Here is a 25,010-nt window from a genome sequence, read left to right on the forward strand (position 1 = left end):
GTGGTAGCTTTGTTGGTTGTAGTGATTCACTATGTGATGAGCTGCTGCTAGTGCACACGGCTACACACAGCGTCGTAAAGCCCTTTGCCGTTTCGTACAAAGTTGACCAACGTACCGTAGTTTTCCTCAATGGCGTTCCACGACATTTGCAGCCATCCCTTGTACACGCCATTTTTGTGGTTGAGATACGCGTTGCTGGCGTGGCACTGATTGGGTTTATTCACGATCACTGAGGCTAGTAGGTTGCAGGTTGTCGGCAACTTTCTTTGTCTTGCATCGCGGAAGGTGCTTGTTAATCAAGCAAAGCCTATAGCGTTGCGACGAAGGTCAAGTAGTTACTTGTTAATACAGCTCAAAATTGGACCGCCTAAATGTAGTTAAAACCCCTAATATGCTGCAGAAATTAGCTATGGCTAATTTAAAGGCAAAATATGCCCTAAATTTTCGGGAATTTGTGAAGGATTTGCTTGTTAAATATGGCTACCTAGCCTAGTATTAGCGAGGTAATGATTACCTAAGTATGTGATTGGGTAACGACGTCCACGCGACGTGTGTTGGTCAATCCTGCTCTGACCGAAGGGATGCCTGTAAGTGGTGCGTTCTAACTCCGGCCGTATTCGCAATCTCGTAGCCGCATCTGTAGCTAGCCTCGGACTCGTGCTGGGCGCATGTTCTGCCGACGGCGGCAATGTGGAAAAGTCTGCAGCCGCAGGCAACGAGGCAACTGTCACTGTTACCGATAACCACGGTGAGCAGAGCGTGCCGGCATCGGTTGAAACCGTCGTGGCAACGGACAACCGTTCCTTCGAAATCCTCGAGCAGTGGGGAATTCCACTGACTGCGGCGCCAAAGCCAATCATCCCGTTCACTATCTCCAGCTACAAGGATGACCCGAAGGTCCAGGACATTGGCAATCACCGCGAGCCCAATCTGGAGATTGTGGCAGCAGCCGACCCGGATCTGATTGTCACTGGCCAGCGCTTTGACAAGTACTACGAGGACTTGAAGAAGATGGCTCCGAACTCCGCAATTGTTGATTTCGAGCCGCGCGAGGGCAAACCGCTGGATGAAGAGCTCAAGCGCCACGCCAAGGGGCTGGGCACTGTGTTCGGCAAGGAAGCCGAGGCAGACAAGCTGATTGCGGACTTTGATAAGGCACTCGAGCGGGCTCGTCAGGCTTACAACCCGGACATGAAGGTCATGGCGCTGAACTCGTCGGGAGGCACGCTGGGCTACATCGCGCCGTCGATTGGCCGTACCTTCGGTCCGATCTTTGACCTGGTCGGTATGATGTCTGCTCTGGAAATCGGCAAGGCCAGCGATGACCACCAGGGCGATGAAATCTCTGCAGAGAGCATCGCCAAGGCCAACCCGGACTTCATCATGGTCCTCGACCGCGATGCCGGCACTTCGGTGCGGGGCACCGATGAGTACCGCTCGGCGCAGTCCGTTGTTGAGGAAGCCGCGCCGCTGAAGAACGTGAAGGCCGTCAAGGAGGGCAAGATCTACTACGCCCCGGAGGACACCTACACCAACGAGTCCATCATCACCTACACGGAGATTCTCAACGAGCTTGCCGACGCATTCGAGCAGGCCTAATCGTAAAAAATCAACCACGGACCAGCCTCAACCGGCTGGTCACAGGAGTACCTCACAAAAGCGATGCAGAAGTTATTGGATGCCCGACTAGCCATTGGGGTTGCCGCTGTGGCAGCCCTGGTGGCTGCGTCGCTGTTTGTTGGCCAATACGACATCCTCAATGCCGACGATGGCTGGCAGATGTTTCTGACCACGCGCGTGCCACGCACAGTGGCGCTGGTGCTCTCTGGTGCGGCGATGGCCATGTGTGGTCTGGTCATGCAGCTGCTGACCCACAATAAGTTCGTCGAACCCACCACCACAGGCACGACGGAATGGGCAGGTCTGGGTCTGATTTTCGTGATGTACTTCTTCCCATCGGCCACGCTGCTGGGAAGGATGGCAGGTGCGATTCTTTTCGCGTTCATCGGCACCGCCGTGTTCTTCCTGTTTCTGCGCAGGGTCAGCCTGAAGTCCAGCCTCATTGTGCCGATTGTGGGCATCATGCTCGGCGCGGTGGTGAGCTCCATTTCCACGTTCTTCGCGCTGCAGACCAACATGCTGCAGTCACTGAGCGTGTGGTTTACCGGCTCTTTCGCTGATATTTACAAGGGCCAATACGAGTTCCTGTGGCTGGTCGTCATCGTCGTGGCTATTGTCTTTGTCTTCAGTGATCGCCTCACTGTTGCGGGTCTGGGCAAGGACATCGCCACCAATGTCGGAGTGAACTATAACCGGATCGTGTTCCTCGGCACCGGCCTGATTGCCATCGCAACGGGCCTGGTCACGGTCGTCGTCGGCAATCTGCCATTCCTGGGGCTGGTGGTTCCGAACATCGTGTCAATGTTCCGTGGCGATGACCTGCGCTCGAACCTGCCATGGGTTTGTCTTGTGGGCATTGGCATTGTCACGGCCGCGGACCTGATTGGTCGCACCATTATCGCGCCGTTTGAAATTCCGGTGTCGGTGATTCTCGGTGTGCTGGGCGCCATTATCTTCGTCTATCTGATCGTGGAGCGTCGTCGTGCTTGATTACACTTCAACTCACACATTGCCGAAGCAGGTGGAGCCGCAAACGACGTCGTTTAGCAATGACCGCGCACGACGTCGGTACTGGATAATCCTCGCCGCGTTGGCGGGGATGGCGGCGGTGTTCACCGCAGGCCTGTTGGCGTGGGACAACCCGTTGCCCTTCGGTACGGAAGGGTTTTGGCTGATCGCGCGTCGGCGTTTCGACGCTGTGATTGCGATAATCGTGGTTGCGTGCTGTCATGCGATTGCGACGGTGGCTTTTCAGTCGATTGCGAACAATCGGATTATCACGCCGTCGATCATGGGTTTCGAGGCGCTCTATGTGGCGATCAGTACTGCGGCGGTGTACTTCTTCGGTGCGACGGGACTGATGAAGGCGGGCTCGGTAGGCGCGTTTGCGCTGCAGCTCGCGCTGATGGTGGGCTTGTCGCTGGTGCTGTACACCTGGCTGCTGACCGGGCGCGGTGCGGATATGCATTCCATGCTGCTAGTTGGCATCGTCATCGGCGGTGGGCTGGCGTCGCTGTCGACGTTCATGCAGCGCATGCTGACTCCGTCGGACTTTGACCTGCTGACCGCACGGCTGTTTGGCTCGGTCAACAACGCCGATCCGGAGTTCTTCCCGGTGGCCATTCCGCTGGTGATCATTGCGGTGATTGTTATCGCGCTGCACTCACGGGTGCTCAACGTCATGTCGCTGGGACGGGAAGTGTCTACCAACCTCGGCGTGAATTATCAGCGCAGCTCCATCACTGTGCTGGTTGCGGTGGCTGTGCTGATGGCGGTGTCCACGGCGATGGTCGGCCCGATGACCTTCCTTGGCTTCCTGGTGGCGACCATTGCCTACCAGGCGGCGGACACCTATGACCACCGCTACGTGCTGCCGATGGCGGCGCTGATTGGGTACGTCACCTTGGCGGGCGCGTACTTCGTTCTCAACCACATCTTCTACGCCCAGGGCGTGGTGTCAATCATCATCGAGCTGGTTGGCGGTTCGATCTTCCTCTACGTCGTTTTGAAGAAGGGACGGCTATGATTCTCCTCGATAATGTGCGCAAGAGTTACACCAGTGAGGTCTCCATTGGGCCGGTTGACCTGGAGATTCCGACCAACTCCATCACGGCACTGATTGGCCCGAACGGCGCTGGAAAGTCCACACTCTTGACCATGATTGGCCGTCTCCTGGCCGTCGACTCCGGTGAAATCAACGTCGGCCCGTACAACGTCCGCAACACCAAGTCGAAGGACTTGGCCAAGGTGCTGTCGATCCTGCGCCAGGACAATCACTTTGTCACGCGTCTCACCGTCCGCCAGCTGGTCAGCTTTGGCCGCTTCCCGTATAGCCAGGGCCGCCTGACGGCCGAGGATGAGCGCATCATCTCCAAGTACATCGAGTTTTTGAACCTCGAGCAGCTGCAGGGCCGCTACCTCGACGAGCTCTCCGGCGGGCAGCGCCAGCGCGCGTATGTCGCAATGGTGCTCTGTCAGGAAACCGAGTACGTGCTTCTCGACGAACCGCTGAACAACCTGGATATTTCTCATTCGGTCGACATCATGTCGCACCTGCGCACTGCAGTGCGCGAGTTGGGGCGCACGATGGTGGTGGTGTTGCACGATATTAATTTTGCGGCTCGCTACGCTGATTACATCTGTGCGGTGAAGGACGGCAAGATTGTGGAGCACGGCCCGACAGAGAAGCTGATGCGCTCGGAGATTCTGAGCCCAATCTTCAACACTCAGATCGATATTGTCCAAGGCCCGCACGGTCCCGTGGCCTGCTACGGCTCCTAACTAATTGTCCCGCGGCAGCCAGTTCCCGCGCGACCGGCCAATTCCTGTGTGCGTCGTGAGAGCGGATAGAATCTAGCCTCATGACTATTACTGCTGCTGTTGACGGCTCCGCCTTGCACAATCCGGGACCTGCAGGGTGGTGCTGGTATATCGACGACAGCTGCTGGGCCGCCGGTGGGTGGAAGGATGGCACCAACAACCGCGGTGAGCTCACCGCCTTGGCAGAGCTCCTGCGCGCCACGGCACACATCCCGGATGAGCCACTGCATGTGCTGTGCGATTCGCAGTATGTGATCAACTCTGTGACCAAGTGGATGCCGGGTTGGAAGCGCAAGGGCTGGAAGAAGCGCGACGGCAAGCCCGTTCTCAACGTCGATATCCTGAAGGACATCGACCAGCTCATGGTCGGCCGCACGGTGAACCTCAAGTGGGTCAAGGGACACTCCGGCCATGAGATGAATGAGGCCGCTGACCAGCGCGCCCGCGCCGCCGCTACCGCTTACCAGAAGTCCACCGAGGTGCCGACCGGCCCCGGCTTCGACGGCGAAGGTGCTGCACCGTCGCCAGTAAAGGCAGCGCCGAAGCCCGAGCCGAAGCCCGAGCCGCAGGCCGCGCTCTTTGAACAAGAAGGCCTCTTCGACCTGGCCGCCGACACCACGGTCACACCTGAGGACGCCGCCCGCGAGGCGCTGAGCGTTCTGCGTGGTGCAGCTCGTCGCGCGGATAAGGGCAGCGACCGCGCGCTCAAGACACTGCTTCACGACGTCATCGGCACCGACCTCCCCGTGCCAGAAGGCCTGTCGGAGGCGAAGCACCAGCTCCGCGTTGAAGGTACGACCGCCATTGCGCAGTTCGAAGGCGACGGTTGGGTTGCCATGGCTGTGTGGGATCTGTCGGGCGCGGTGGGAGCTGGGAAGGCTGCCGGTTTTGCACCTGCTTCGGGTACCAAGAATGCAGCTCGGTTGGTGGGTTGGAATGTCGGTAGGCCGTGGCAGTAATATGGAAGTTTGGTCTTTCAGGTAGCGCACCTGTGCATTGGTGATGCTGGTAGCCTGAAAACGCGTAAATCTTTTTATTCATTACATATAAGGAGCTCCGACTTCATGGCTGAGCACGAAGGTCCTCGTTCCGGCGAAGGCCGAGGAAATCGCGGAAACCACGGGTCTAACCGTTCCCATGGTCGTGGTGAGGGCGGCTACAAGGGCGGCAATCGCGGCGGTCGAGGCCACGGCGGCCAGGGGCGCGGTGGTCAAGGCGGCCGTGGTGGCCGTGGCGGCAACCGCGATTCGCGGGGCTCTCGTGGCTTCCGCCGTGATGATCGCGATGATCGCGACTTTAAGCGTGGCGACCGCGGGGAGCGCGGCGACCGTGGCCAGTACGGCGAGCGTGGCGACCGCAACGACCGCAATGATCGTCGCGGTCCAGGCGGACAGGGCGGTCGCGGCCAGGGCGGCCGCGGACGTGGTGGCCAGGGTGGCCGCAACTTTGACCGTCGCGGTGGCAAGCCTCGCCGCTCCAACCGCGGTGGTCGTTTCCAGGATGAAAAGCGCACACACCGCACTGGTCCGCAGCGTCCAGGCTTCCGCGAGGAGCGCATGGAGGCCCGCAAGAATGAGCCGCCGATTCCTGACGACATTCGCGCTGACGAGCTCGACCCGAGCGTGCGCCAGGATCTGAAGAGCCTGGCTAAGGACAATGCTGACAAGGTCGCTCGTCACATGATTATGGCTGCCGTGCTGCTGGCAGAAGACCCGCAGCGCGCGCTGCAGCATGCTCGTGCAGCAAAGGACCGCGCTGGTCGCGTTGGTGTTGTTCGTGAGACCGCCGGTGTCACCGCGTACCACGCAGGTGAGTGGAAGGAAGCACTGTCCGAGCTGCGTGCCGCACGTCGCATCTCCGGCGGCCCGGGCATGCTCGCTGTCATGGCTGACTGTGAGCGCGGCCTCGGCCGCCCGGAGAAGGCCATCGAGCTGGCTCGTTCCGAGGAAGCCAAGCAGCTGGACAAGGAGTCCAAGATCGAGCTGGCCATCGTCGCAGCCGGTGCTCGCCGCGATATGGGCCAGATTGATGAGGCTCTCGTTGAGCTGGAGACCCAGGATCTGAACCCGGACCGCGAGGACTTCGAGGCCTCCCGCTTGTTCTACGCCTACGCTGACGCACTGGTGGAGGCGGGCCGCAAGGACGAGGCTAAGGTCTGGTTCACTCGCTGCGCCAAGATTGATGTCGACGAGCTGCTGGATGCTCGTGAGCGCATCGAGGAGCTGTCGTAACAGTTACCTCGGCAGTTTAAGTCACCGCTAACCCAATCGGGGCTGCGCACCTTCGGTTCGTCGTAAAGCGACCCCGAGCCCCACACGTAAGGAGTTCTTATGGCCTCAGTCGCTCAGGCATACGATGCTGCGTTGCTGGATCTCGACGGCACGATTTATGAAGGTGGCGCGGCGATTCCGAATGCGCTTGAGGGGCTGACTGAGGCGGGGCTGCCGATGGTGTTTATTACGAACAACGCCTCGCGCGCGCCGCAGACGGTGGCAGATCAGCTCAATTCGCTGGGCTATGACGTCAAGGCGGAGGACGTGATGACCTCGGCGCAGGCGGCGATTGAGATGGCGGCGGACATCATTGAGCCGGGCTCGAACGTCTACGTGCTGGGCGCGGAGGCTTTCAAGGATTTGGCTCGTGAGGCGGGCTACACCGTGGTCGATTCCGCGGACGATGAGCCGGCGGCGGTGTTCCACGGTCTTAACCGTGAGATGACGTGGAAGCAGATGTCGGAGGCGGCGCTGTCGATTTCGCGTGGCGCGCGCTACCTGGCATCGAACCTGGATACGACGCTGCCGTCCGAGCGCGGTTTTCAGGTGGGCAATGGCGCGATTGCCGCGGCGATTACGACAACCACCGGCGTGGAGCCGCTGTCGGCGGGTAAGCCGAAGCCGCCGATGTTTATCAAGGCCGCCGAGCGCATTGGCTCGAACAAACCGCTGGCGATTGGTGACCGCCTGGATACGGACATCGCGGGCGGAAACGCCGCCGAGATTGACACGTTTATGGTGGTCACGGGCGTGTCCACGCATATGGATGTCGTCACCGCCGCCCCCGAGTTTCGCCCGAGCCTCATCGGCGCGGACATGCGGGCGCTCAATCGCGAGATCGATGCCGCACGCCCCGGCCCGCAGGCTGGGTTTAGTGCGCGTTACGACGACACGGACAGCAGTGTCATTGTTCTTTCTGGCGGTAACGTGGATGATCCTCGATTGGCCGACCCGAAGGAGGCTGCGGTGGCAGCACTTCTGACCGTGGTGGACGTGGTGTGGAACTCGGATGCGGGCAAGCAGGCCGCGGTGGAGATTTCGCAGGTGCGCACGGAAGGTCCAGCTGCAGCAGCGGCGCTGGCGGCGTGGCGGATGTGATAGCTGATGAGTGACATCACGCCAGGACCGAAACCGGGAGCAGACACTGGCAAGAAGCCTTCACAAGCGCCGAGCCCGAAGCCGAGCCCGAAGCCGAGCCCAGCCGCGATGCCGGGCGCGCGGGAGATAACCCCAGAGATGGTGCGCAGCCAGGTCGAAGAGGCATTGTCCGCACCTGCGCCGACTCCGCAGGAGCGTGTCGCGCAGTTTGAGCGGGCTCATGAGATTCTGTATGAAGCTCTGGGCCCGTCACGCAGGGAAGGAAAGTGAACGCGGTGGCTAAGAAAGCACCGAAGCGCAGGCTCGATGCTGAGCTGGTGCGACGCAAGATTGCCCGCTCCCGGGAGACAGCGGTGCAGATGATCAAAGCCGGCCGAGTAGAGGTCGGCGGTTTTGTCGCATCCAAGCCCGCAACTGCGGTCACAGGGGACGTCTCTATTCGTGTCACTGGCCTGGAAGAAGATGAAAACTGGGCGTCACGCGGAGCACACAAGCTGCTCGGCGCACTGGAGGCCTTTGAGCCGAAGGGGCTGTCCATCAAGGGTCGCCGCGTCCTCGATGCCGGTGCCTCCACCGGTGGTTTCACCGATGTGTGTTTGCGCCGCGATGTGGAGAAGGTCTACGCCGTCGATGTGGGCTATGGCCAGCTGATTTGGCGCCTGCAGGATGACCCGCGCGTGGAGGTGCTCGACCGCACGAATGTCCGCACGCTGACTCCGGAGATCCTCGGCGGCACAGCCGACGTCATGGTTGGGGACTTGTCTTTCATCTCTCTAAAGCTGGTGCTGCCGGCAATTGTGTCCTGCCTCGATGAGGGCGCGGACCTACTGCCTATGGTCAAGCCTCAGTTCGAGGTAGGCAAGGAGCGCCTGGGCTCCGGTGGCGTGGTCCGAAGCGATGCCCTGCGTCAGGAAGTCGTCCAGGAAGTGGCGGAATACGCCCGCACACTGGGGCTGTCCTTCCGCGATGCCGTCGCCAGCCCGCTGCCGGGGCCGAGCGGCAACGTGGAGTTTTTCCTCTGGCTGGTCAAGGATGGTGGCGCCAGCGATATTGGGGATGAGGCCATGGCTGCGACCATTGCAAAGGCTGTCGAGGAGGGCCCTCACAATGACTAATCAGTCACCGACCAATCAGGCACGCAAACCGTCGGAGACCACGGCCGGAAAACGCGAGATCCTGCTGGTCCCGCACACCGGCCGCAGCGCCAACCTGGAGATGGCAGCCGAGGCCGCGGAGCTGCTGGAAGCTGCGGGCATTAATATCCGCGTGCTGGCTGGCAAGAACCCGGAGGCGCTGGCCGCGCACCCCACGCTGGGCAAATACCCACGGTATTGGCACTCGCCGCAAGCTGCGTCGGGATGCGAACTTGTCCTTGTCCTCGGCGGTGACGGTACCTTCCTGCGCGCCGCTGATATCGCGCACTCGGCGGATCTGCCGGTGCTCGGTATCAACATGGGGCACGTGGGCTTTTTGGCCGAGTGGGAGCAGGAGTCCATGACCGAGGCGATTAGCCGCGTCATCGAGCGCTCCTGGCGAGTCGAAGATCGCATGACCATTCGCGCCACCGTCCGCGACACCACCGGCCGCGTGATTGGCTCGGGCTGGGCGCTGAACGAAGTCAGCCTGGAAAATATCAACCGCCGCGGCGTACTGGACGTAATCCTGGAGGTCGATGGGCGTCCGGTGAGCTCGTATGGCTGCGATGGTGTGTTGGTCTCGACACCAACCGGTTCGACCGCCTATGCCTTTTCCGCAGGTGGGCCGGTGCTGTGGCCAGAGCTGGATGCCATGCTGGTGGTTCCCAACAACGCCCACGCGCTGTTCTCCCGCCCGCTGGTAATCTCGCCGCATTCGACCATCGCCATTGAGACCAACCACGAAACCACCGACGCGGTGGCGGTTCTCGACGGTTTCCGTCCCATCATGATGCCCGCGGGCAGCCGCATTGAAATTAAGCGCGGCGCGCAGCCGGTGCGCTGGGTGCGGCTGGACAATCAGCCGTTCGCCGATCGTCTGGTGCACAAGTTCCGCTTGCCGACGTCCGGGTGGCGCGGCCCCGCCGGAGCAGAGTAGACCAATCAAGGGAAGGACTGATTGCACGCGCTATGCTCACTGAGATTTCCATCCGCGACCTCGGCGTTATCCCGGACGCGACGCTTGAATTCAGCCCTGGTCTGACCGTTCTCACCGGTGAAACGGGTGCGGGTAAGACCATGGTGGTCACCAGCTTAAAACTCCTGTGTGGTGCGCGTGCTGATGCCGGTCGCGTGCGCACCGGCGCAGACAAAGCCCTGGTGGAAGGCCGCGTGTCCACCGAACACCTCTCGGCAGATGAGTCCGCCACCATCGATGCGGTGGTCACAGAACTCGGCGGCGAGCGCGATGAGAACGACGAGTACCTGCTCGCACGTCAGGTCTCTGCAAAGGGACGCTCACGGGCGTGGGTTGGCGGCCGCAGCGCCTCGGCGGCAGCGCTGGCCGATGTCTCCACCAGGATTATCGCTATCCACGGTCAAAATGATCAGCTGCGCCTGCAAAGCGCCGACCAGCAGCGCGCGGCCATCGACCGCATGGATTTTAAGACCATCGCGCCGATTCTGGATACCTACCGCACGCAGCGCAAACGCTGGCGCGAGCTGGTCAAAGAACTGGAGGAGAAGACCTCCAAGCGCCGCGAGCTGGCTATGCGCGCCGATCAGCTCAGCTTCGCCATCGAAGAAATCGATACCGTCTCACCGGAGCCTGATGAGGACCAGGAGCTGGCCTCGCAAATCCGCCGCATGCAGGACCTTGACGGTCTGCGCGATGCCGCAGCCGCGGCGCTGGCCGCCATCGATGGTGCTGCCGCCGTGGATGCCACAGCCATGGACGCGGCAGCCGACAATAGCGGTGCCGCCGAACTCCTCGGCGCCGCCGCGACCGAACTTGCCGCCGCCAATGATGACGAACTCACCGAGTTCTCTAACCAGCTCAATGACTTAACCAGCCAGCTCTCCGAAATCTCCGCTGGCCTCGGCGCGTTTCTCTCCGGCCTGCCGGAGGAAACTGAGTCGCTGGATAAACTCATGCAGCGCCAGGTGGAGATCAAGAACCTTACTCGCAAGTACGCCCCGGACATCGCCGGGGTCCTGGCCTGGCGGGATAAGGCGGAACGCAAGCTGGCTACGCTGGATGTCTCCGGCGAAGCGCTGGACAAACTCACCGCGGAGATCAAAACCGCGGAGAAAAAGCTCAGCACCACCGCACGCAAGCTCTCCAAGGCGCGTGCCGCAGCCGCAAAACACCTGGAACAGGCCGTGACCAAGGAGCTGAAAGGCCTGGCCATGCCGCACACCTCGCTGGTGGTGGAGATCACCAAGGCCGATACCTTTGGCCCGGCTGGCCTGGACAATATTGAATTCAAGCTCCGCGCCCATGAGGGAGCCGAGCCGCGCCCGCTGGCCTCGTCCGCATCCGGCGGTGAGCTCTCCCGCATCATGCTGGCTCTGGAAGTTGTCCTTGCCGAAGGACAGGCCGGGCACACGATGGTCTTCGATGAGGTCGATGCCGGTGTAGGTGGACGCGCGGCCGTGGAAATTGGCAAGCGCCTAAAGCAGTTGGCGGCGAATAACCAGGTGATCGTCGTCACGCACCTTCCACAAGTGGCGGCGTTTGCGGATACTCACTTGGTGGTCAGCAAGGATGCGCGCTCTGGGGCGGTGTCGTCGAAGGTGACCAGTCTTAGCGATGACCAGCGGATTGAGGAGCTCGCGCGGATGATGGCGGGGTTGGATGATTCGGACTCGGGACGCGCGCACGCTCAGGATCTTCTTGCGCAGGCTCGGCGCGCCTTCGCGGCCAAGTAACGGCGGTTGTGTTTGACTAAGTGCCATGAGTCTGTTCTCTCGGAACGAAAAAGATCTTCCCGGCATCTCAGGAACCGTGCGTGACGGTTCGCGTCTGGAGCGTACGCTCAAGCGCATGGGCGAGGGCGATATCGTGGTGCTCAACGCCCCGGATATCTCCCTGCCGCTCGCACAGCAGCTAATTGACGCCAAGGTCGCCGCAGTGGTGAACACCGGCGCGTTTACCACCGGTTTCGTCCCGAACTACGGGCCGCAGATGATGTTCGACGCGGACATTGTTATGGTGCAAAACGTCGGCGACGAGGTCTTTGACAAGGTCAAGGATGGCAAGTCAGGACGACTTGACGACGGCAAGCTCTACCACGGTGACCGCCTAGTAGCCGATGGCGACGTGGTGGACCAGACCGAGCTGGAAAATGCCTTTGATGAGGGCCGCACCAGCATGGTCGACCGCCTGGAGGCGCTGAGTGGCAACTTGGTGGAGTTCGCCAAGACGGAATCGCCGCTCTACATCGATGGCCTGGGCATTCCCGATGAGACCGAGCCGCTGTCCGGCCGCAAGGTCGTTGTGGTCAGCCCAGGTGAGGGACATCGCGAGACTCTCGAGGATCTAAAGAACTTCATCCGCGAGTATGAGCCACTGCTCATTGGTGTCGATGCCGGTGCCGACACGCTGTTCGACCTCAAATACCACCCGGATTACATCATCGGTGATCCGGAGAAGATCGACTCCGAGGCGCTGCGCAGCGCCGGCTGCGTCATCCTGCCTGCCGACCCGGACGGCCACGCCGTCGGCCTCGAGCGCATCCAGGACCTCGGCATCGGCGCCATGACGTTCCCGGCGCTGTCCGATTCCGCCACCGACCTGGCACTCGTCTTCGCCGCGCATCACAACGCCGACATGGTTGTCTCCGTCGGCGCGCCGCAGAACATTGACTCCGTCTACCACGACACCGATCAGACGGGGCTGCCGTCTGCGCTACTGTCGCGGTTGAAGGTCGGCGAGAAGCTTGTCGACGGGCGCATGGTCGCCGACCTCTACCAGGTCAATAGCCGTGGTTTCGGTGTGGCCTGGGCGATTCTGGCCATTTTCGTGGCGATTGCCGTGATCTTCGCTATTGCCGGTACCTCCGGTGATGGTTCTGTCAGTGAGAATCTTATTGATACCTGGAACTCCATTGCTCTGTGGTTCCAGGGACTGTTTAAGTAATTTTTCTAGGGAGTACGAGCGATGGGGAAGAAGCGCAGGAGCGGAAAGTTTACGGCCGGTGTGACGGGCGCTGCCCTCGGTGTGGCGGCTGGTGCCGCGCTGGGTGCGTATGTGCTCAACCCCGCTGGTGCCGGCATTGATTTTGGCACTGGTGCAGCCTCCGAACGCGACGCGGCGGTTGCACGTGCCGACGCCCAGCAAGCGCGTGCCGATGAAGCCAACCGCATCATCGAGCCCATCGTCGGTGAGATCGTCAAAGACACCCTGAAGGATGTGCCCGTTCTTGTTATCGCCACTCCCGATGCCACGGAGAAGCAGCTGGATGGTGTCTCCGATACGTTGCGCGCTGCCGGTGCTCCGGATGCGGGTGTGCTGAAGCTGACCGATAAGTTCCTCTCCTCTGCCGGTGCCGATGAGCTGAAGGACACCGTCGCGACTTCTCTGCCCGCCAATGTGGAGCTGGACCCCGAGCGTCGCGAGCCGGGCCACCAGGCTGGCCAGGCGATGGCTCCGGTGCTAGAGCTGGACAAGAATGGGGGAGAGCAGGCCAGCGCTGCTGACCGAAAGCTGCTGTTGGAAGCCCTCAAGGGCGGGGGATTCATTGACTATGCCGAGGGGACGCTGCGCCCTGCTGCCCGCATTGTAATTGTTGGTAATCACGGCACTGTATCGCAGGCTGCGATTGATAAGGGTGAGGACCCGGCATTCGGTGCTGGCCTGGTTGCGGATCTGGCAGTGGCGCTTGCTGAGGGCTTTGGCTCTGGTGAGGATGCGGCTGGTCATGTTGTTGTGGGGACTGATGTTGCTGGGGCACCGGAGGGGGATGATGCCGCTGGTGACGATGCTATGGATTCGTCGCCTAATCAGACCGGGGGTGCTGCAAAGAATTGGCTGTTCGGTGTGCTTGAGGAGCGTGGAGATTCTGCCGCTGCGGTCAAGCGTGTGGGGGTAGTTTCGGACTCGGCGGGGCAGGTTGAGGTTGTAAACGTCATCGCGGATGGCACGCAGCTGTATATATAACTATATATAATGGAACATTAATTCGATCATCCTAATACTGTGGCGGGGGGCAATTTGAAAACTATAAGTGGCTTTTCTAGTTGTACTACCCGGAATCGTGATGAAAATATTAAATGCGGGCTTAAGGAGATTGAAGTCTGGTCAGCCATCAGGACTAAAACTAAAAGTCTGCCACATTTGTTTATTTTTAAAGCCCCGAGGTGAGGGCGTTGACACACAACCTGGGAGGGGGAGAGAGAGAGCTTCTATGCAGTCGATTGAGATGTAATTGTACGGCGTAGTCAATTTGTCCCGAAAAGGCAATATATTACAAAGCTTCTATAAAAGCGAACGCCATTCTTGTTGTATATTAGTGGTTCACGAAATATTCGATAAACCAATATTGATCAGACAATTCATCCATTGCTAACGGTAAAGCACCATTGACTTATCCCTAATGCGCAGTCTTTCAAGACAAGTTCAGAATTCCGAGTAAAAATTAATAATAGCCAAGAATCGGTGAGAAGTTGTTGTTATGGCACTTGGAGTGGAAGTATGTAGTAAACTAATCTAATGTATTCCATATGTAGATTTATCTGAAAAATGATATCGGATTGATGTCAATAAAAGAGGAGCGGGCTTTAGGAATGGCTAATTTTTCTGTTAAGAACGATAGACTGATTTATGGTTCTGATGAAGTTTATGGTGAAGAAGGAATTTATCCATTTTACAGGTATCGTTTTGATAACACACCTATCAGTAATAGTGGGGCCAACGGGATAGTCTTCTTAGCTGAGCATTCAATACTGAAAATTAGGGTTGCGGTGAAAATTTGGAAAAGTATTACTAAAATTGATTTTGAGAAAGCTGTTCTGGAGGCTAGAAAAAACGCGAATCGTGATTTAGCAGGAGTTGTAGCATTAGCTTATGATGCAGGCCATATTTTCCAACCTGTTAATAGTTTTTATTCGATTATGGAAGTCGCAGAAAATGGTTGGACATTAAAAGAATGGTTGATGAAGCGCAATAAAAAATATGATGCTCTATGTCGGAGTGATAATTCGCGAAAACGAGACATTACATTTATGACTGCCCCCATTGCCCAATCATTATATGTGGCGTCAAATGTTTTATTATCAATTTCTGAACTTCATAGAAGAGACGTTATTCATGGCGATTTACATGGCGGAAATCTTATTATTGCGATTGATGATACTATAATGCCGGAAAAATTATCTGACGGCATGGGGTTGCCAATTGGAAATTTGAAGATAGGAGAAGTCACAATTATTGACATTGGCACAAGTGAAGCAGTGGGGACCAATAAGATCATCGGTACTAACCGTGATATACAGAAAACCTTAGATTTAATCCGCAAGATTTTAAAGCCAGTATTCGACTATTTGGGTTGTGGGTTTCGGTCAATTATTAAGGTTGATTTGCCCAAAAACATAGCTGATAGTAGTGCATGTTCACTGGATGGTAATAAGATTGAGCTCAGACAGTTAACGGGCGATTTACTACGATTGGTTGTGTTTTTAAATTTAATATTAGGAAATATTTTTAGCAGAGGTGCACGTAATGTTGATTTCGAATTGGATCAAGAGGACTTGCGTGACCTGCACTCCACTATAAATAAATCATCAGGTTTTTATTTATTTGATGGTATTTATGAGGCTCATGTGTCTGCATTGCGCGATTTGCATGTCGAAAAGCCTGGTGCATTGATTGACTGGTGTAAGCTATGGAATGCCTTATGTAATCGTAATAAAATGCTTGATAAATATAGGTTGATTGAGATAAAAGGCGGTTTCGAGTTTCAGATTTAAGACAGAATTTAGTATTCGTTGAGTTTTTGGAATAGTGTGACGCCTAATGTAATTGCAGTAGAGGGAATAACATGCTGTAACCGCTAAGTTCTTGTAGTAATTATTTGTAATTCTTGATGACCGTTGTTTCGAGCTGTCTCGTCTAAAAGGATGCTATTGCCTTTTAGTGAGTGTTTGCCTAAATTAACGGACCAACGTATTATTTTCGGTGCCTCCTGGATGTCCAATTACTGCAACGTGAAAATTTTGCTGAATTTGCGGGTGCTGATTTGTTCGGTGGCCGAGTGCGGAGGTGCGCGTTTTATATGTCTCGCGTCGCTTAAAACATATGGACCTTTTGTAGGTTAGAAGGGTTGGTAGTAAGACTGATTGCTTGAACGCGCTGAATGTTATGACATGTACAGCAGCTTTCATAGGGCATAATATCCACTATGTCCAAGTTTTCAGAGGTCCTTGAGCAGCTACGTGAGAATCAGCCGAAGGCAAAGTACGGCATCGCTTTCGAGAAGCTCATGGTCAACTATTTCCGTACTGATCCAACTCTGAAAGCTCAGTTCGACGAGGTCTATCGTTGGTCCGACTGGAAATACAACGGGGGAGCACCCGACACCGGCATCGACCTAGTAGCACGTCGCATTGACGACGGTTCGTGGGTGGCAATCCAGTGCAAGTTCTATATGCCTACCACCCGTCTTGCAAAAGCCGACCTAGATTCATTTTTTGAAGCCTCTGGTCGCGCCTTCAACACTGAATCTGGCCCTGAACACTTTGCCAGTCGCATCATCATCTCCACGACTGACCACTGGTCCTCGCATGCAGAAGAAGCTCTAGCAAACCAGCTAATTCCTACCAGTCGTATTGGTACGGCAGCGATTTCTGAATCTCCAATCAACTGGGATGTCTCATTCCCCGGCTCCGAGATCCAAATCAATCTCTCCCAGCGCGAGACCTTCGAGCCTCGTCCGCATCAGCAGGCGGCCATTGATGGTGCCATGGCGGGTTTTGCTGCACACGACCGCGGCAAGCTCATCATGGCCTGCGGCACAGGCAAGACTTTTACCGCTCTTCGTCTTGCAGAGCGGGTTGCTGAAGAAAACGGTGGTAAAGCCCGCGTCCTTTTCCTCGTGCCATCAATCTCGTTGCTGTCGCAAACCCTTAAAGAATGGACAGCACAGGGACGCCTCGACATGCGTACCTTCGCAGTTTGCTCGGACTCAAAGGTCTCCCGTAAGGCTGAAGACATCGCGCCCTATGACCTAGAAGTCCCGGTCTCAACTAACGGCACCGAAATCGCCAAGCGATTTGAATCAGGCAAACGAGCCAAAGGCCTGCACATTGTCTTTTCCACCTACCAGTCACTTCCGGCAGTGCACGAGGCTCAAGCTCAAGGACTCGACGACTTCGACCTAGTCATCTGCGACGAGGCGCACCGTACCACTGGTATTACCCTCGCCGGGGAAGATTCCAGCAGCTTTGTGCGCATCCACGATGCCGACTACATCAAGGCCACGAAGCGTCTTTACATGACGGCTACTCCGCGCTTGTATGACGATTCCGTCAAGGGCAAGGCACAGGAACACTCAGCCGAGCTCGCTTCTATGGATGACGAGGCCATTTACGGCCCAGAATTCTACCGTCTCGGATTCGGCGAGGCCGTAGAGAAGGGGCTCCTCACCGACTACAAGGTTCTCGTCATGACCGTCGACGAGTCCGTAGCCGCCGATGCCATGGCTCGCAGCGAGAACAATCAGATCGACCTCACCCTTGCGTCCGCAATGATTGGCGCATGGAATGGTCTGGCGAAACGCTCTGGCTCTCTGCAAGGCCACAAGGGCGGCTTCGACAAAGACGCTGCACCCATGCAACGAGCCGTCGCATTCGCTCGCGACATCAAGACATCAAAGACTATTGCGGATTCCTTCCCGCAGCTGATTAACATGCACCGAGAGTTGCTGGAAGAAAAAGCAATTCTCAATGATGTTTCACTACACAACGTGGACGTGTCCATCTCCGCGCAGCATGTCGACGGCAGCATGAACGCTCTCGAGCGCGGCACCAAGCTTTCATGGTTGGAGTCGCCAGCAGTAGAGCAGCACACTCGTGTGCTCACTAATGCTCGTTGTCTGTCCGAAGGTGTCGATGTTCCGGCACTCGATGCCGTCATCTTCTTCAACCCCCGCAACTCCATGGTGGACGTGGTCCAGTCCGTTGGTCGAGTCATGCGTAAGTCCGAAGGCAAGGATTACGGCTACATCATCTTGCCGGTCGCAGTCGCTCCGGACGTTTCTCCATCGCAGGCGCTCAATGACAACAAGCGTTTCAAAGTTGTCTGGCAGATCTTGAACGCACTGCGCGCGCATGATGACCGGTTCAACGCCAAGGTCAACTCCATTGCACTGAACGGCACGAATCCCGCCGAAGAATTGTCGATAGACGTCGACCACATCGGTAACGAAAAATCCGAAGCCGCTGATGCTGACACCACCGATGAGCAGACTTCTCCCACAGAAGCAATTAACGATGCCGAAGCCGATTCGGCGAAGAGTCCGCAGCCACTGGCTGATAACACTGAGGTAATTCAGCAGCTCGCACTGTTCTCCTTGGAAGAGTGGCAGGAAGCCATCTACACCAAGCTCGTTGACAAGGTCGGCACCCGCACATACTGGGAAGATTGGGCCGACGACGTCGCTACCATCGCCCAGAACCAAATCATCCGCATCAAGGCGCTTGTCGACGGCGCGGATGCCAACCTTCGCGGCGAATTCGATGACTTTGTTGAGGGCCTCCGCAACAACCTGAATGAAGGCATCACAGAAGACGATGCCATCTCGATGCTCTCGCAGCACTTGATTACCGCGCCGGTGTTCAATGCTCTTTTTGAGAATCACGACTTCATCCAACACAATCCCGTGGCACAGGTAATGGAGAAGATGGTTTCCGCACTGTCTGAAGCCAACCTCGACACAGAGACCGAATCCTTGGAGAAGTTCTACGAGTCTGTCCGGATTCGTGCTTCTGAGGTGAGCTCAGCTTCCGGTAAGCAGCAGGTAATTAAGGAGCTCTATGAGCGCTTCTTCCAAAAGGCATTCAAGAAGCAGGCAGAGTCCCTCGGCATCGTCTATACGCCAGTAGAGATTGTCGACTTCATCCTCCGTGCCGCCGATGATGTCTCCCGCAAGCACTTTGGCAAGGGGCTTACCGACGAAGGCGTGTGCATCCTCGATCCTTTCGCCGGCACCTCCACGTTTACCGTGCGCCTATTGCAGTCCGGAATTATCAAGCCGGAGGATCTCGCCCGCAAATACGCCAGCGAGCTCTTTGCCACTGAGATTATGCTGCTGGCCTACTACGTCTCCGCTGTCAACATTGAGACAACCTTCAACGCACTGCGCGAGGAAGCAGCTCTGCGTAATGTCGAGCCAAAACCGGATTACGTCCCTTTCAACAACATTGCACTTGCCGATACCTTCCAAATTCATGAGGAAGGCGACATCCCAGATCTCAACATCTTCCGGGAAAACAACGCCACCATTGAGCGGCAGAAGGCGGCCCCAATCAATGTGGTCATCGGTAACCCGCCATACTCTTCGGGGCAGAAGTCGGCGAACGATTTGAATGCGAACTTGAAATATCCGAGCCTGGACAAGCGGATTGCCGAGACCTATGCGGCAAAGTCGACAGCGACCAATAAAAACTCGCTTTACGACTCTTATTTGCGAGCTTTCCGCTGGGCTACCGACCGCATTGGCGAACAAGGCGTCGTGGCATTCGTCTCCAATGGCGGATGGGTTGATGGCAACACTGGTGATGGTGTGCGTCTGTCGATGGCCGAGGACTTTACGGACCTATACGTGTTCAACCTGCGAGGCAATGCGCGAACCGCCGGTGAGCAGCGTCGCCAAGAAGGAGGAAACGTCTTCGGAGCAGGTAGCCGCACAAACGTGACCATCACCATCGGCATCAAGAACCCCGCCCAGTCCGGCTTTGAATTGCACTACCGAGACATCGGCGACTACTTGACTGCGGAAGAGAAGCTCAAGATTGTCGATACCTCTACCGTCGAATCTATTGACTGGCAGTCCATCACCCCGAACAAAGAGGGAGACTGGCTTAACCAGCGTTCCGAGGAATTCGCAACCTGGCCGGTCATCGGTGAAAAGAAGGGCAACAGCACGAAGTTCTTTGATGTTCACTCACGTGGACTTTCGACTGCCCGGGATGCGTGGGTGTATGCACAAACTGATGAGCAGCTTCTCGCTCAGTTAGCAATGCTCACTGAAACCTATACGGAGGCAACAGTCGCACTTCAAAAGTGGATTTCAGAGCAAGGCATCACAAAGCCGAGGGAAGCAGATGTCACGAAGTTCCTGCAACATAACCCACAATTTGCTGATACTACAAAGATTTCTTGGACGACTATTCTTAAAAACCTTGCGGTCAAGAACGTGGACGTGGTGGTCAAACCTGAGCGAATCTATACCTCTCTATATCGGCCTTTTAAATCGATGCGTGCGTATTTCGAGCCGTCCTTGAACGATCGCCAGTATCAGTTGCCGTCGATGTTCCCGACTCCAGCGCATCACAACATTGGTTTTGTAGTAGTTGGCGCTGGAGAATCAGTTGGGACGGCGACACTGGCAACGAATCTATTGCCGGATTTGCACATAATTGCGACGAGTCAGTTCTTCTCCCGATTCACCTGGACGCCCGCCGAGGCAGAGGATAATGGATTGTTCGGGGAGGACGATGTAATCAAGCAAGGCGAACCCAGTGTTTACGGCCAGGTTGGCGAAGTGGTCGATGGCTACGTGCGCGTGGACAACATCACAGATGAGATTAAACAGATTTACCGAGACACGTTGGGCGAGGACATCACGGGTGATGACATCTTCCACTTTGTCTACGGCAAGTTGCACGACCCTGCGTACCGCACGAAGTACGCGGCGGATCTGAAGAAGATGCTCCCGCACATTGAGACACCGAGCTCGCGGGTAGAGTTCGATAAGTTCGCAGCTGCGGGTGCGGAGCTCATGGACCTGCATGTGAACTATGAGTCTGTGGAACCGTGACCACTGGACGTTCAGGTCAAGGGTGATGAGAAGGACCGCGAGACCTGGCGTGTGCTCAAGATGAAGTGGGCTAAACGTAAGGATCCGGAGACCGGTAAAAACATTAATGACGTGACCAAGCTCATCTACAACAAGAAGGTCACTATCGCCGGTATTCCTGCTGAGGCCGACGAGTACATGCTAGGTTCACGATCTGCAGTGGCATGGTTGATCGACCGGTACCAGGTAAAGAAGGACAAGGCCTCAGGAATCATTAATGACCCGAATGACTGGGCCGATGAGGTAGGCAACCCACGCTACATCGCGGAACTCATTGGGCGCGTGGTCCGCGTAGCGATGGAGACGGTGCGGATTGCCGATAGCTTATAAAAGTAGCTACAGGTGGTCATCAGTTAAATCGGGCATCCATGGTGACAAATTGCGTTTAGCAGTTATGCCACCCGTCGTTTGAATTCCACTGCCATTGTTGCCCCATGTGGTCCCGGAAAGTGAACTCTTCCACTACAAAATTCTTGGAATACGTCAAAGGCGTGATGACATGATTTGCGGAGATGAGCTCTGGCTTGCCCCATTTTTCCTTTTTACTACCTGAGCTGCCTGATTGGCTCTCTACAAAATATTGGCCTGGAGGAAGTAACTGGAGGGACACAGGTTCCTTGTGCGTCCCTTTTCCTTTCGCTTTAATCGAAATAGTTCCCAGCGGTCCGGCGTAGGGTCCTTCGTTCACAATTACAAGGCCCCAAGACTTGTGGGCGCCAATTTCTCTAATACCCCACCATGCAGTTACACCGGCAACTGCTTCTCGTTTTCTGCGATCTTCATCTCTTTTCGCATTGCTGATATGCCAGCGGTTTTGAAGTTCCTGAAAGCTTTGCTGCTGTTCGTGAGCTGCGATTGTTGCCTGGTGCTCCCATTCGGCCCTTTGCCGTTCGAAGTCCATTTTCTGGTTATGAAGGTCAGTTTCAAACTCTTGTTTTCGCTGCTCAATGCGGTTTACGTCTTCGCTGGCCTCTTTTGACATCTTTAGTGCGAAAAAACTGATGAGCGTTGCCACGATTGATGCCACTGCACCGGCGAGTTCTCCAACAGAGCCAATCGGAATGGATGACACAATCAAACCCCTAAAACAGTGAATGAAAAATACCTACTGAAAGCATTGCAAATTCAGCAGTATCAAGAGGGACTTTTCACGGAAACTGTCGGCTGTTTATAAGCGATTACTTCTGAAAGTAGGAGGTACCCGTTGGTTTGGACAGCTTACGTAAACAACTTTCATCTAAGTGCCTAACAGGAAGTGAATTTTACACAAATAGAGGATTGGATGCGGACTGCTGTATGTGGACTTCGATTCGCAATGTAACCCACACCGCTCATGCTCAACTCAGCCAGCTAAATTGCTAGTAATTGAGGCAAATATCTCATTTTGGAATTGAAATGGCTGGTCGCAGGCATAATGGGGCTATGGACTTCTGCATGCAGCCGTTGAATAGTTTTGAGGATTTGGTAGAGGTATTTGGTGCCGAGAGGGTTCGGCGCTGTCTTCCGATGGCGTTAGACGTTGTGCTCACCGGTCAAGGTATCGGCACCTATCTGGCTGAGGTCGACGGTGAAAGCATTGAGTATGACGCGATGATGTTACCTGGTGTCACTTCATGTACTTGTGACGACTTCACGGTTAGACACTTCTGCGATCATGTTGCTGCTGTCGCCGTCATCGTTCTTGGGCGCGGAAGCATGCCAGAGGAAGCTGAATTAGATTCTGAACTCGACAGTTTATCCCCGACGGAAATCATCAACTCGCTACCGGTGCAAGATCTGCGTGAGATTCTCTTGTCTCAGCTGGAAGCGACAATTCCTTTGGGTATCGCCTTGCGCCTGCGCGAGCAGACTGAGCAATCTTTGACCGTTCCATACGGTCCTGATGACACCGAGCGATTTGCTCCGGTCAGAAGCGCAGCAGAAGTTTTCGATCGATTTGCCGGAGATTCCGATGCCCTGATTGTTGCTGTTGAGAACTTCATTAATGTGGTCACACCATTCCAACAGGCAGGATATGGTCCGCGGTTAGTGCAGCCTGTGATGGAAGCAGCCTCTAATATTCAGAAACTAATCCAGAAAATTGGTCCTTCTGAACGGCTGTACTCAACTTGGGACTCAGTGGTTGACTTAGTCAAGGCCTGCTCGGTCCCGGCGAAAGAACAGTTAGTCGGATGGGTTGAGGAAACTCTCGAAAACGAAAAACCAGGCCAAGAGTTCCTGACCCTGGATAAGATTTTTAGTCTGCTCGGAGATGATCAGCTCCGACAGCTCGTTGATTGGCTTCGTGCACAGAATGACGATCGGATAGAGACCTGGGAACGCACAATCTCGATTTCCGAGAAGTTGGGGCTTGACGATGTTTGCAGACATCAGATGTTGCACGTACCTCGGGCGGCATGGAATTTGGCGGCCGACAGAGTCCTACACAAGAGCTCTACTACTGAGCGGATTTCGTATATCCGTAATTTCTTTGAACAAGGATTATTCGCTTTCGGCAGGAGCAGTGCAGAAACCTATTCAGCAGAGCCTGTTTTGGAATGGCTTTTAGATTCTGACTCGCAGGAAGCGCAGACGCTGTATGAAGAGATGGCATTAGCACTTTTTGATCCGCGCTATCCGTGGGAATCGCTGAGAGCAGTGGCATCAGTCAACTCGATTACGGCAGCTGAAGAAGCGACATATCTTTCTCAAGCTAAAGACGTTTTAGACAGCGAGCAGCTGCTCTTGTTCCAGTTGATTCTAAAGTCGTTCGGTCCTGAACCCGAGCGAGGAGCTGCTCTAATTAGCCGATCAGATGCAGCAAAGCTCGATAACATGCAGTCTTGGATAGCTTTCAATCGTCTGCAGCACAGCATGCCGCTTACAGCCATCAATCTTGGTTTAGGGTCAATCGAGAGTGAATATCGCTTGTTCCCGTCGTACCATCAACAGACCATCGCCGAGCATCTGGTAGACGTCAAAGAGCTAGCCGAGACCGTGGAAGAGACAGAGGCCTTCGATGAATTTCTCGGTGAATTTATTTCTCAGACATGCAACGATGCGCGAATGAAATCCGCGCTTCGCGATGCCGGGTTGATGCCGAGAGATGGCGAGAACGGAGAATAAGTTTTTCAATTCGCCTTCAGACTGTTCACATTCGGAGACCGTTCTTGCTAGAACTTCACCGCAGCTCTCAGGAAAGTACCTCGCGCGGCCTGCGCCTCCGCAGGCACCTCATCAAGTGCAATCGGTGCAGCTACGATCGTGTTCCAGTCAATCTGGGAGTCGGCAAGGAACTCCACGGCTTGCTGAAGGTGACGAGGCTCGTAGTTGTGGACGCCGGTGATGGTGCGCCAGCCACGGACAAGCCACTCGGGATCGAGGGCATAGGCAGGGGAGGTGGCGACGCTGCCAGCGAGGACGGCTCGGCCACCAATGTCGAGGCTCTCGATGCAGGTGGTGACGCCGAATTCGCTGCCGGAGAATTCGAGGGTGACATCGAAAAGCTCTGGCTCGGCATCGATGTCAGTCGCCGAAGAGTCAGCAGCAACCGCACCCAACCGTCGTGCCCACTCCAGTCGTGTCTCATCGCGGTCAATGGCGACGACTTTTGTGGCACCGCCACGGACAGCGGCCTCAACGGCAATGAGGCCGAGCATGCCGATGCCCATGACCAGGACTCGTTTGCCGGCCACTGAGCCTGCTTGCTCCATGACGGCCATGACGGTGGCGCCGGCGCAGGTGGCGATGGAGGCGGCGGCATCGGGAAGCGAGTCGGGGACAACAACCACGGGCTGGTGGTTACGCAGCACAATGTGGGAGGCGTAGGTGCCGGACAGTGCCCAGTCGCTATCAAAGGCCTCATGGCCAGTCTTTTTCAGATTCCGGCACTTGGCGGTCATGCCCTTGACACACCGGTCGCATTCCATACACGGTGCGGTGACGGAGAAAACGACGCGCTGGCCAACCTGCAGCTTGGGGTTGCGCGTGGCGCGGACAATTCCGACTCCCTCGTGGCCCAGGATGCTGGGGCACGGTGCGCTGCGGCGGCCAAGCACGGTGTGTCGGTCGGAGCCGCAGATGGTGGCGGTGGTGAGTTCGACAAGCGTTTCGCCATCCTGAAGCTCAGGGATGGGAATGTCGTGGATGCGGAAGTCACCGCCGCCATGCCACACCAGGGCGCGGGCGGTAGTGGCTGGGCTCGTGGTCGCTGGGCACATGTCAGTAGG

18 protein-coding genes and 1 pseudogene are annotated in these 25,010 nt (G+C 56.3%); 16 read left to right on the top strand and 3 right to left on the bottom strand.

The features are described from left to right. Positions 1-47: 47 nt before the first annotated feature. Positions 48-224: a hypothetical protein gene (locus Q4E11_RS00005; protein WP_303162596.1), complete on the bottom strand. Its 177-nt coding sequence runs from the start codon at positions 222-224 to the stop codon at positions 48-50. 367 nt (positions 225-591) lie between these two features. On the opposite strand from Q4E11_RS00005, the gene Q4E11_RS00010 reads away from it, so the two are divergent. The 15 genes and pseudogenes from Q4E11_RS00010 to Q4E11_RS00080 all read left to right on the top strand — a co-directional run bounded on the left by Q4E11_RS00010 (position 592) and on the right by Q4E11_RS00080 (position 21,132). After that, the gene (locus tag Q4E11_RS00010; protein WP_303162597.1) at positions 592-1,599 is read left to right on the top strand and encodes a siderophore ABC transporter substrate-binding protein; all 1,008 of its coding nucleotides are present in this window, start codon (positions 592-594) and stop codon (positions 1,597-1,599) included. A gap of 63 nt (positions 1,600-1,662) precedes the next feature. Continuing rightward, entirely contained in the window at positions 1,663-2,610 is a 948-nt protein-coding gene (locus Q4E11_RS00015; protein WP_303162598.1) for an ABC transporter permease, read from the top strand. Beyond that, positions 2,603-3,646 (top strand): iron chelate uptake ABC transporter family permease subunit, encoded by a 1,044-nt coding sequence (locus Q4E11_RS00020; RefSeq protein WP_303162599.1) that lies wholly within the window; start codon positions 2,603-2,605, stop codon positions 3,644-3,646. Before Q4E11_RS00015 ends, Q4E11_RS00020 begins: the two co-directional genes overlap by 8 nt. Further along, on the top strand, positions 3,643-4,401 hold the full coding sequence (locus tag Q4E11_RS00025; protein WP_303162600.1) for an ABC transporter ATP-binding protein: 759 nt from the start codon (positions 3,643-3,645) through the stop codon (positions 4,399-4,401). The genes Q4E11_RS00020 and Q4E11_RS00025 overlap by 4 nt, the downstream gene beginning before the upstream one ends. 80 nt (positions 4,402-4,481) lie before the next feature. Continuing rightward, entirely contained in the window at positions 4,482-5,399 is a 918-nt protein-coding gene (locus Q4E11_RS00030; protein WP_303162601.1) for a ribonuclease H, read from the top strand. 105 nt (positions 5,400-5,504) lie between these two features. Next, positions 5,505-6,671, top strand: a complete 1,167-nt coding sequence (locus tag Q4E11_RS00035; protein ID WP_303162602.1) for a tetratricopeptide repeat protein — start codon at positions 5,505-5,507, stop codon at positions 6,669-6,671. A gap of 99 nt (positions 6,672-6,770) precedes the next feature. Further along, positions 6,771-7,811, top strand: coding sequence for an HAD-IIA family hydrolase (locus tag Q4E11_RS00040; protein WP_303162603.1), 1,041 nt, complete (start codon positions 6,771-6,773; stop codon positions 7,809-7,811). Positions 7,812-7,817: 6 nt separating this feature from the next. Next, complete coding sequence (locus Q4E11_RS00045) at positions 7,818-8,081, top strand: hypothetical protein (RefSeq protein WP_303162604.1); 264 nt, start codon at positions 7,818-7,820, stop codon at positions 8,079-8,081. Between the two features lie 5 nt (positions 8,082-8,086). Next, positions 8,087-8,926 (top strand): TlyA family RNA methyltransferase, encoded by an 840-nt coding sequence (locus Q4E11_RS00050; RefSeq protein WP_303162605.1) that lies wholly within the window; start codon positions 8,087-8,089, stop codon positions 8,924-8,926. Next, positions 8,919-9,884: an NAD kinase gene (locus Q4E11_RS00055; RefSeq protein ID WP_303162606.1), complete on the top strand. Its 966-nt coding sequence runs from the start codon at positions 8,919-8,921 to the stop codon at positions 9,882-9,884. Before Q4E11_RS00050 ends, Q4E11_RS00055 begins: the two co-directional genes overlap by 8 nt. 32 nt (positions 9,885-9,916) lie before the next feature. After that, positions 9,917-11,656: a DNA repair protein RecN gene (gene recN, locus Q4E11_RS00060; RefSeq protein ID WP_303162607.1), complete on the top strand. Its 1,740-nt coding sequence runs from the start codon at positions 9,917-9,919 to the stop codon at positions 11,654-11,656. A gap of 25 nt (positions 11,657-11,681) precedes the next feature. Beyond that, positions 11,682-12,866: a putative cytokinetic ring protein SteA gene (steA, locus tag Q4E11_RS00065; protein ID WP_303162609.1), complete on the top strand. Its 1,185-nt coding sequence runs from the start codon at positions 11,682-11,684 to the stop codon at positions 12,864-12,866. Between the two features lie 21 nt (positions 12,867-12,887). Next, positions 12,888-13,886, top strand: a complete 999-nt coding sequence (locus Q4E11_RS00070) for a copper transporter (protein ID WP_303162611.1) — start codon at positions 12,888-12,890, stop codon at positions 13,884-13,886. Positions 13,887-14,512: 626 nt separating this feature from the next. Continuing rightward, positions 14,513-15,694, top strand: coding sequence for a hypothetical protein (locus Q4E11_RS00075; RefSeq protein ID WP_303162613.1), 1,182 nt, complete (start codon positions 14,513-14,515; stop codon positions 15,692-15,694). 431 nt (positions 15,695-16,125) lie between these two features. Then, positions 16,126-21,132: pseudogene (locus tag Q4E11_RS00080) on the top strand (DEAD/DEAH box helicase). Positions 21,133-21,187: 55 nt separating this feature from the next. Here the strand turns inward: Q4E11_RS00080 and Q4E11_RS00085 are convergent. Then, the gene (locus Q4E11_RS00085) at positions 21,188-21,874 is read right to left on the bottom strand and encodes a hypothetical protein (RefSeq protein WP_303162614.1); all 687 of its coding nucleotides are present in this window, start codon (positions 21,872-21,874) and stop codon (positions 21,188-21,190) included. Positions 21,875-22,236: 362 nt separating this feature from the next. Here Q4E11_RS00085 and Q4E11_RS00090 point away from each other — a divergent pair, with 362 nt between their 5' ends. Beyond that, positions 22,237-23,907 (top strand): hypothetical protein, encoded by a 1,671-nt coding sequence (locus Q4E11_RS00090; protein ID WP_303162615.1) that lies wholly within the window; start codon positions 22,237-22,239, stop codon positions 23,905-23,907. 47 nt (positions 23,908-23,954) lie between these two features. Here Q4E11_RS00090 and Q4E11_RS00095 read toward each other — a convergent pair whose 3' ends face one another. Then, positions 23,955-25,001, bottom strand: a complete 1,047-nt coding sequence (locus Q4E11_RS00095; RefSeq protein ID WP_303162616.1) for a zinc-binding dehydrogenase — start codon at positions 24,999-25,001, stop codon at positions 23,955-23,957. Between the last annotated feature and the right edge of the window lie 9 nt (positions 25,002-25,010).

This window comes from Corynebacterium sp. (assembly GCF_030532195.1).
Taxonomy (GTDB): domain Bacteria; phylum Actinomycetota; class Actinomycetes; order Mycobacteriales; family Mycobacteriaceae; genus Corynebacterium.

What these genes read in the sequence shown, in the direction of transcription:
- Q4E11_RS00035 (WP_303162602.1), top strand. Translation starts at nt 5,505, where the DNA reads ATGGCTGAGCACGAAGGTCCTCGTTCCGGCGAAGGCCGAGGAAATCGC.
- Q4E11_RS00075 (WP_303162613.1), top strand. Translation starts at nt 14,513, where the DNA reads ATGGCTAATTTTTCTGTTAAGAACGATAGACTGATTTATGGTTCTGAT.
- Q4E11_RS00070 (WP_303162611.1), top strand. Translation starts at nt 12,888, where the DNA reads ATGGGGAAGAAGCGCAGGAGCGGAAAGTTTACGGCCGGTGTGACGGGC.
- steA (WP_303162609.1), top strand. Translation starts at nt 11,682, where the DNA reads ATGAGTCTGTTCTCTCGGAACGAAAAAGATCTTCCCGGCATCTCAGGA.
- Q4E11_RS00025 (WP_303162600.1), top strand. Translation starts at nt 3,643, where the DNA reads ATGATTCTCCTCGATAATGTGCGCAAGAGTTACACCAGTGAGGTCTCC.
- Q4E11_RS00055 (WP_303162606.1), top strand. Translation starts at nt 8,919, where the DNA reads ATGACTAATCAGTCACCGACCAATCAGGCACGCAAACCGTCGGAGACC.
- Q4E11_RS00015 (WP_303162598.1), top strand. Translation starts at nt 1,663, where the DNA reads ATGCAGAAGTTATTGGATGCCCGACTAGCCATTGGGGTTGCCGCTGTG.
- Q4E11_RS00030 (WP_303162601.1), top strand. Translation starts at nt 4,482, where the DNA reads ATGACTATTACTGCTGCTGTTGACGGCTCCGCCTTGCACAATCCGGGA.
- recN (WP_303162607.1), top strand. Translation starts at nt 9,917, where the DNA reads ATGCTCACTGAGATTTCCATCCGCGACCTCGGCGTTATCCCGGACGCG.
- Q4E11_RS00045 (WP_303162604.1), top strand. Translation starts at nt 7,818, where the DNA reads ATGAGTGACATCACGCCAGGACCGAAACCGGGAGCAGACACTGGCAAG.
- Q4E11_RS00040 (WP_303162603.1), top strand. Translation starts at nt 6,771, where the DNA reads ATGGCCTCAGTCGCTCAGGCATACGATGCTGCGTTGCTGGATCTCGAC.
- Q4E11_RS00090 (WP_303162615.1), top strand. Translation starts at nt 22,237, where the DNA reads ATGCAGCCGTTGAATAGTTTTGAGGATTTGGTAGAGGTATTTGGTGCC.
- Q4E11_RS00095 (WP_303162616.1), bottom strand. Translation starts at nt 25,001, where the DNA reads ATGTGCCCAGCGACCACGAGCCCAGCCACTACCGCCCGCGCCCTGGTG.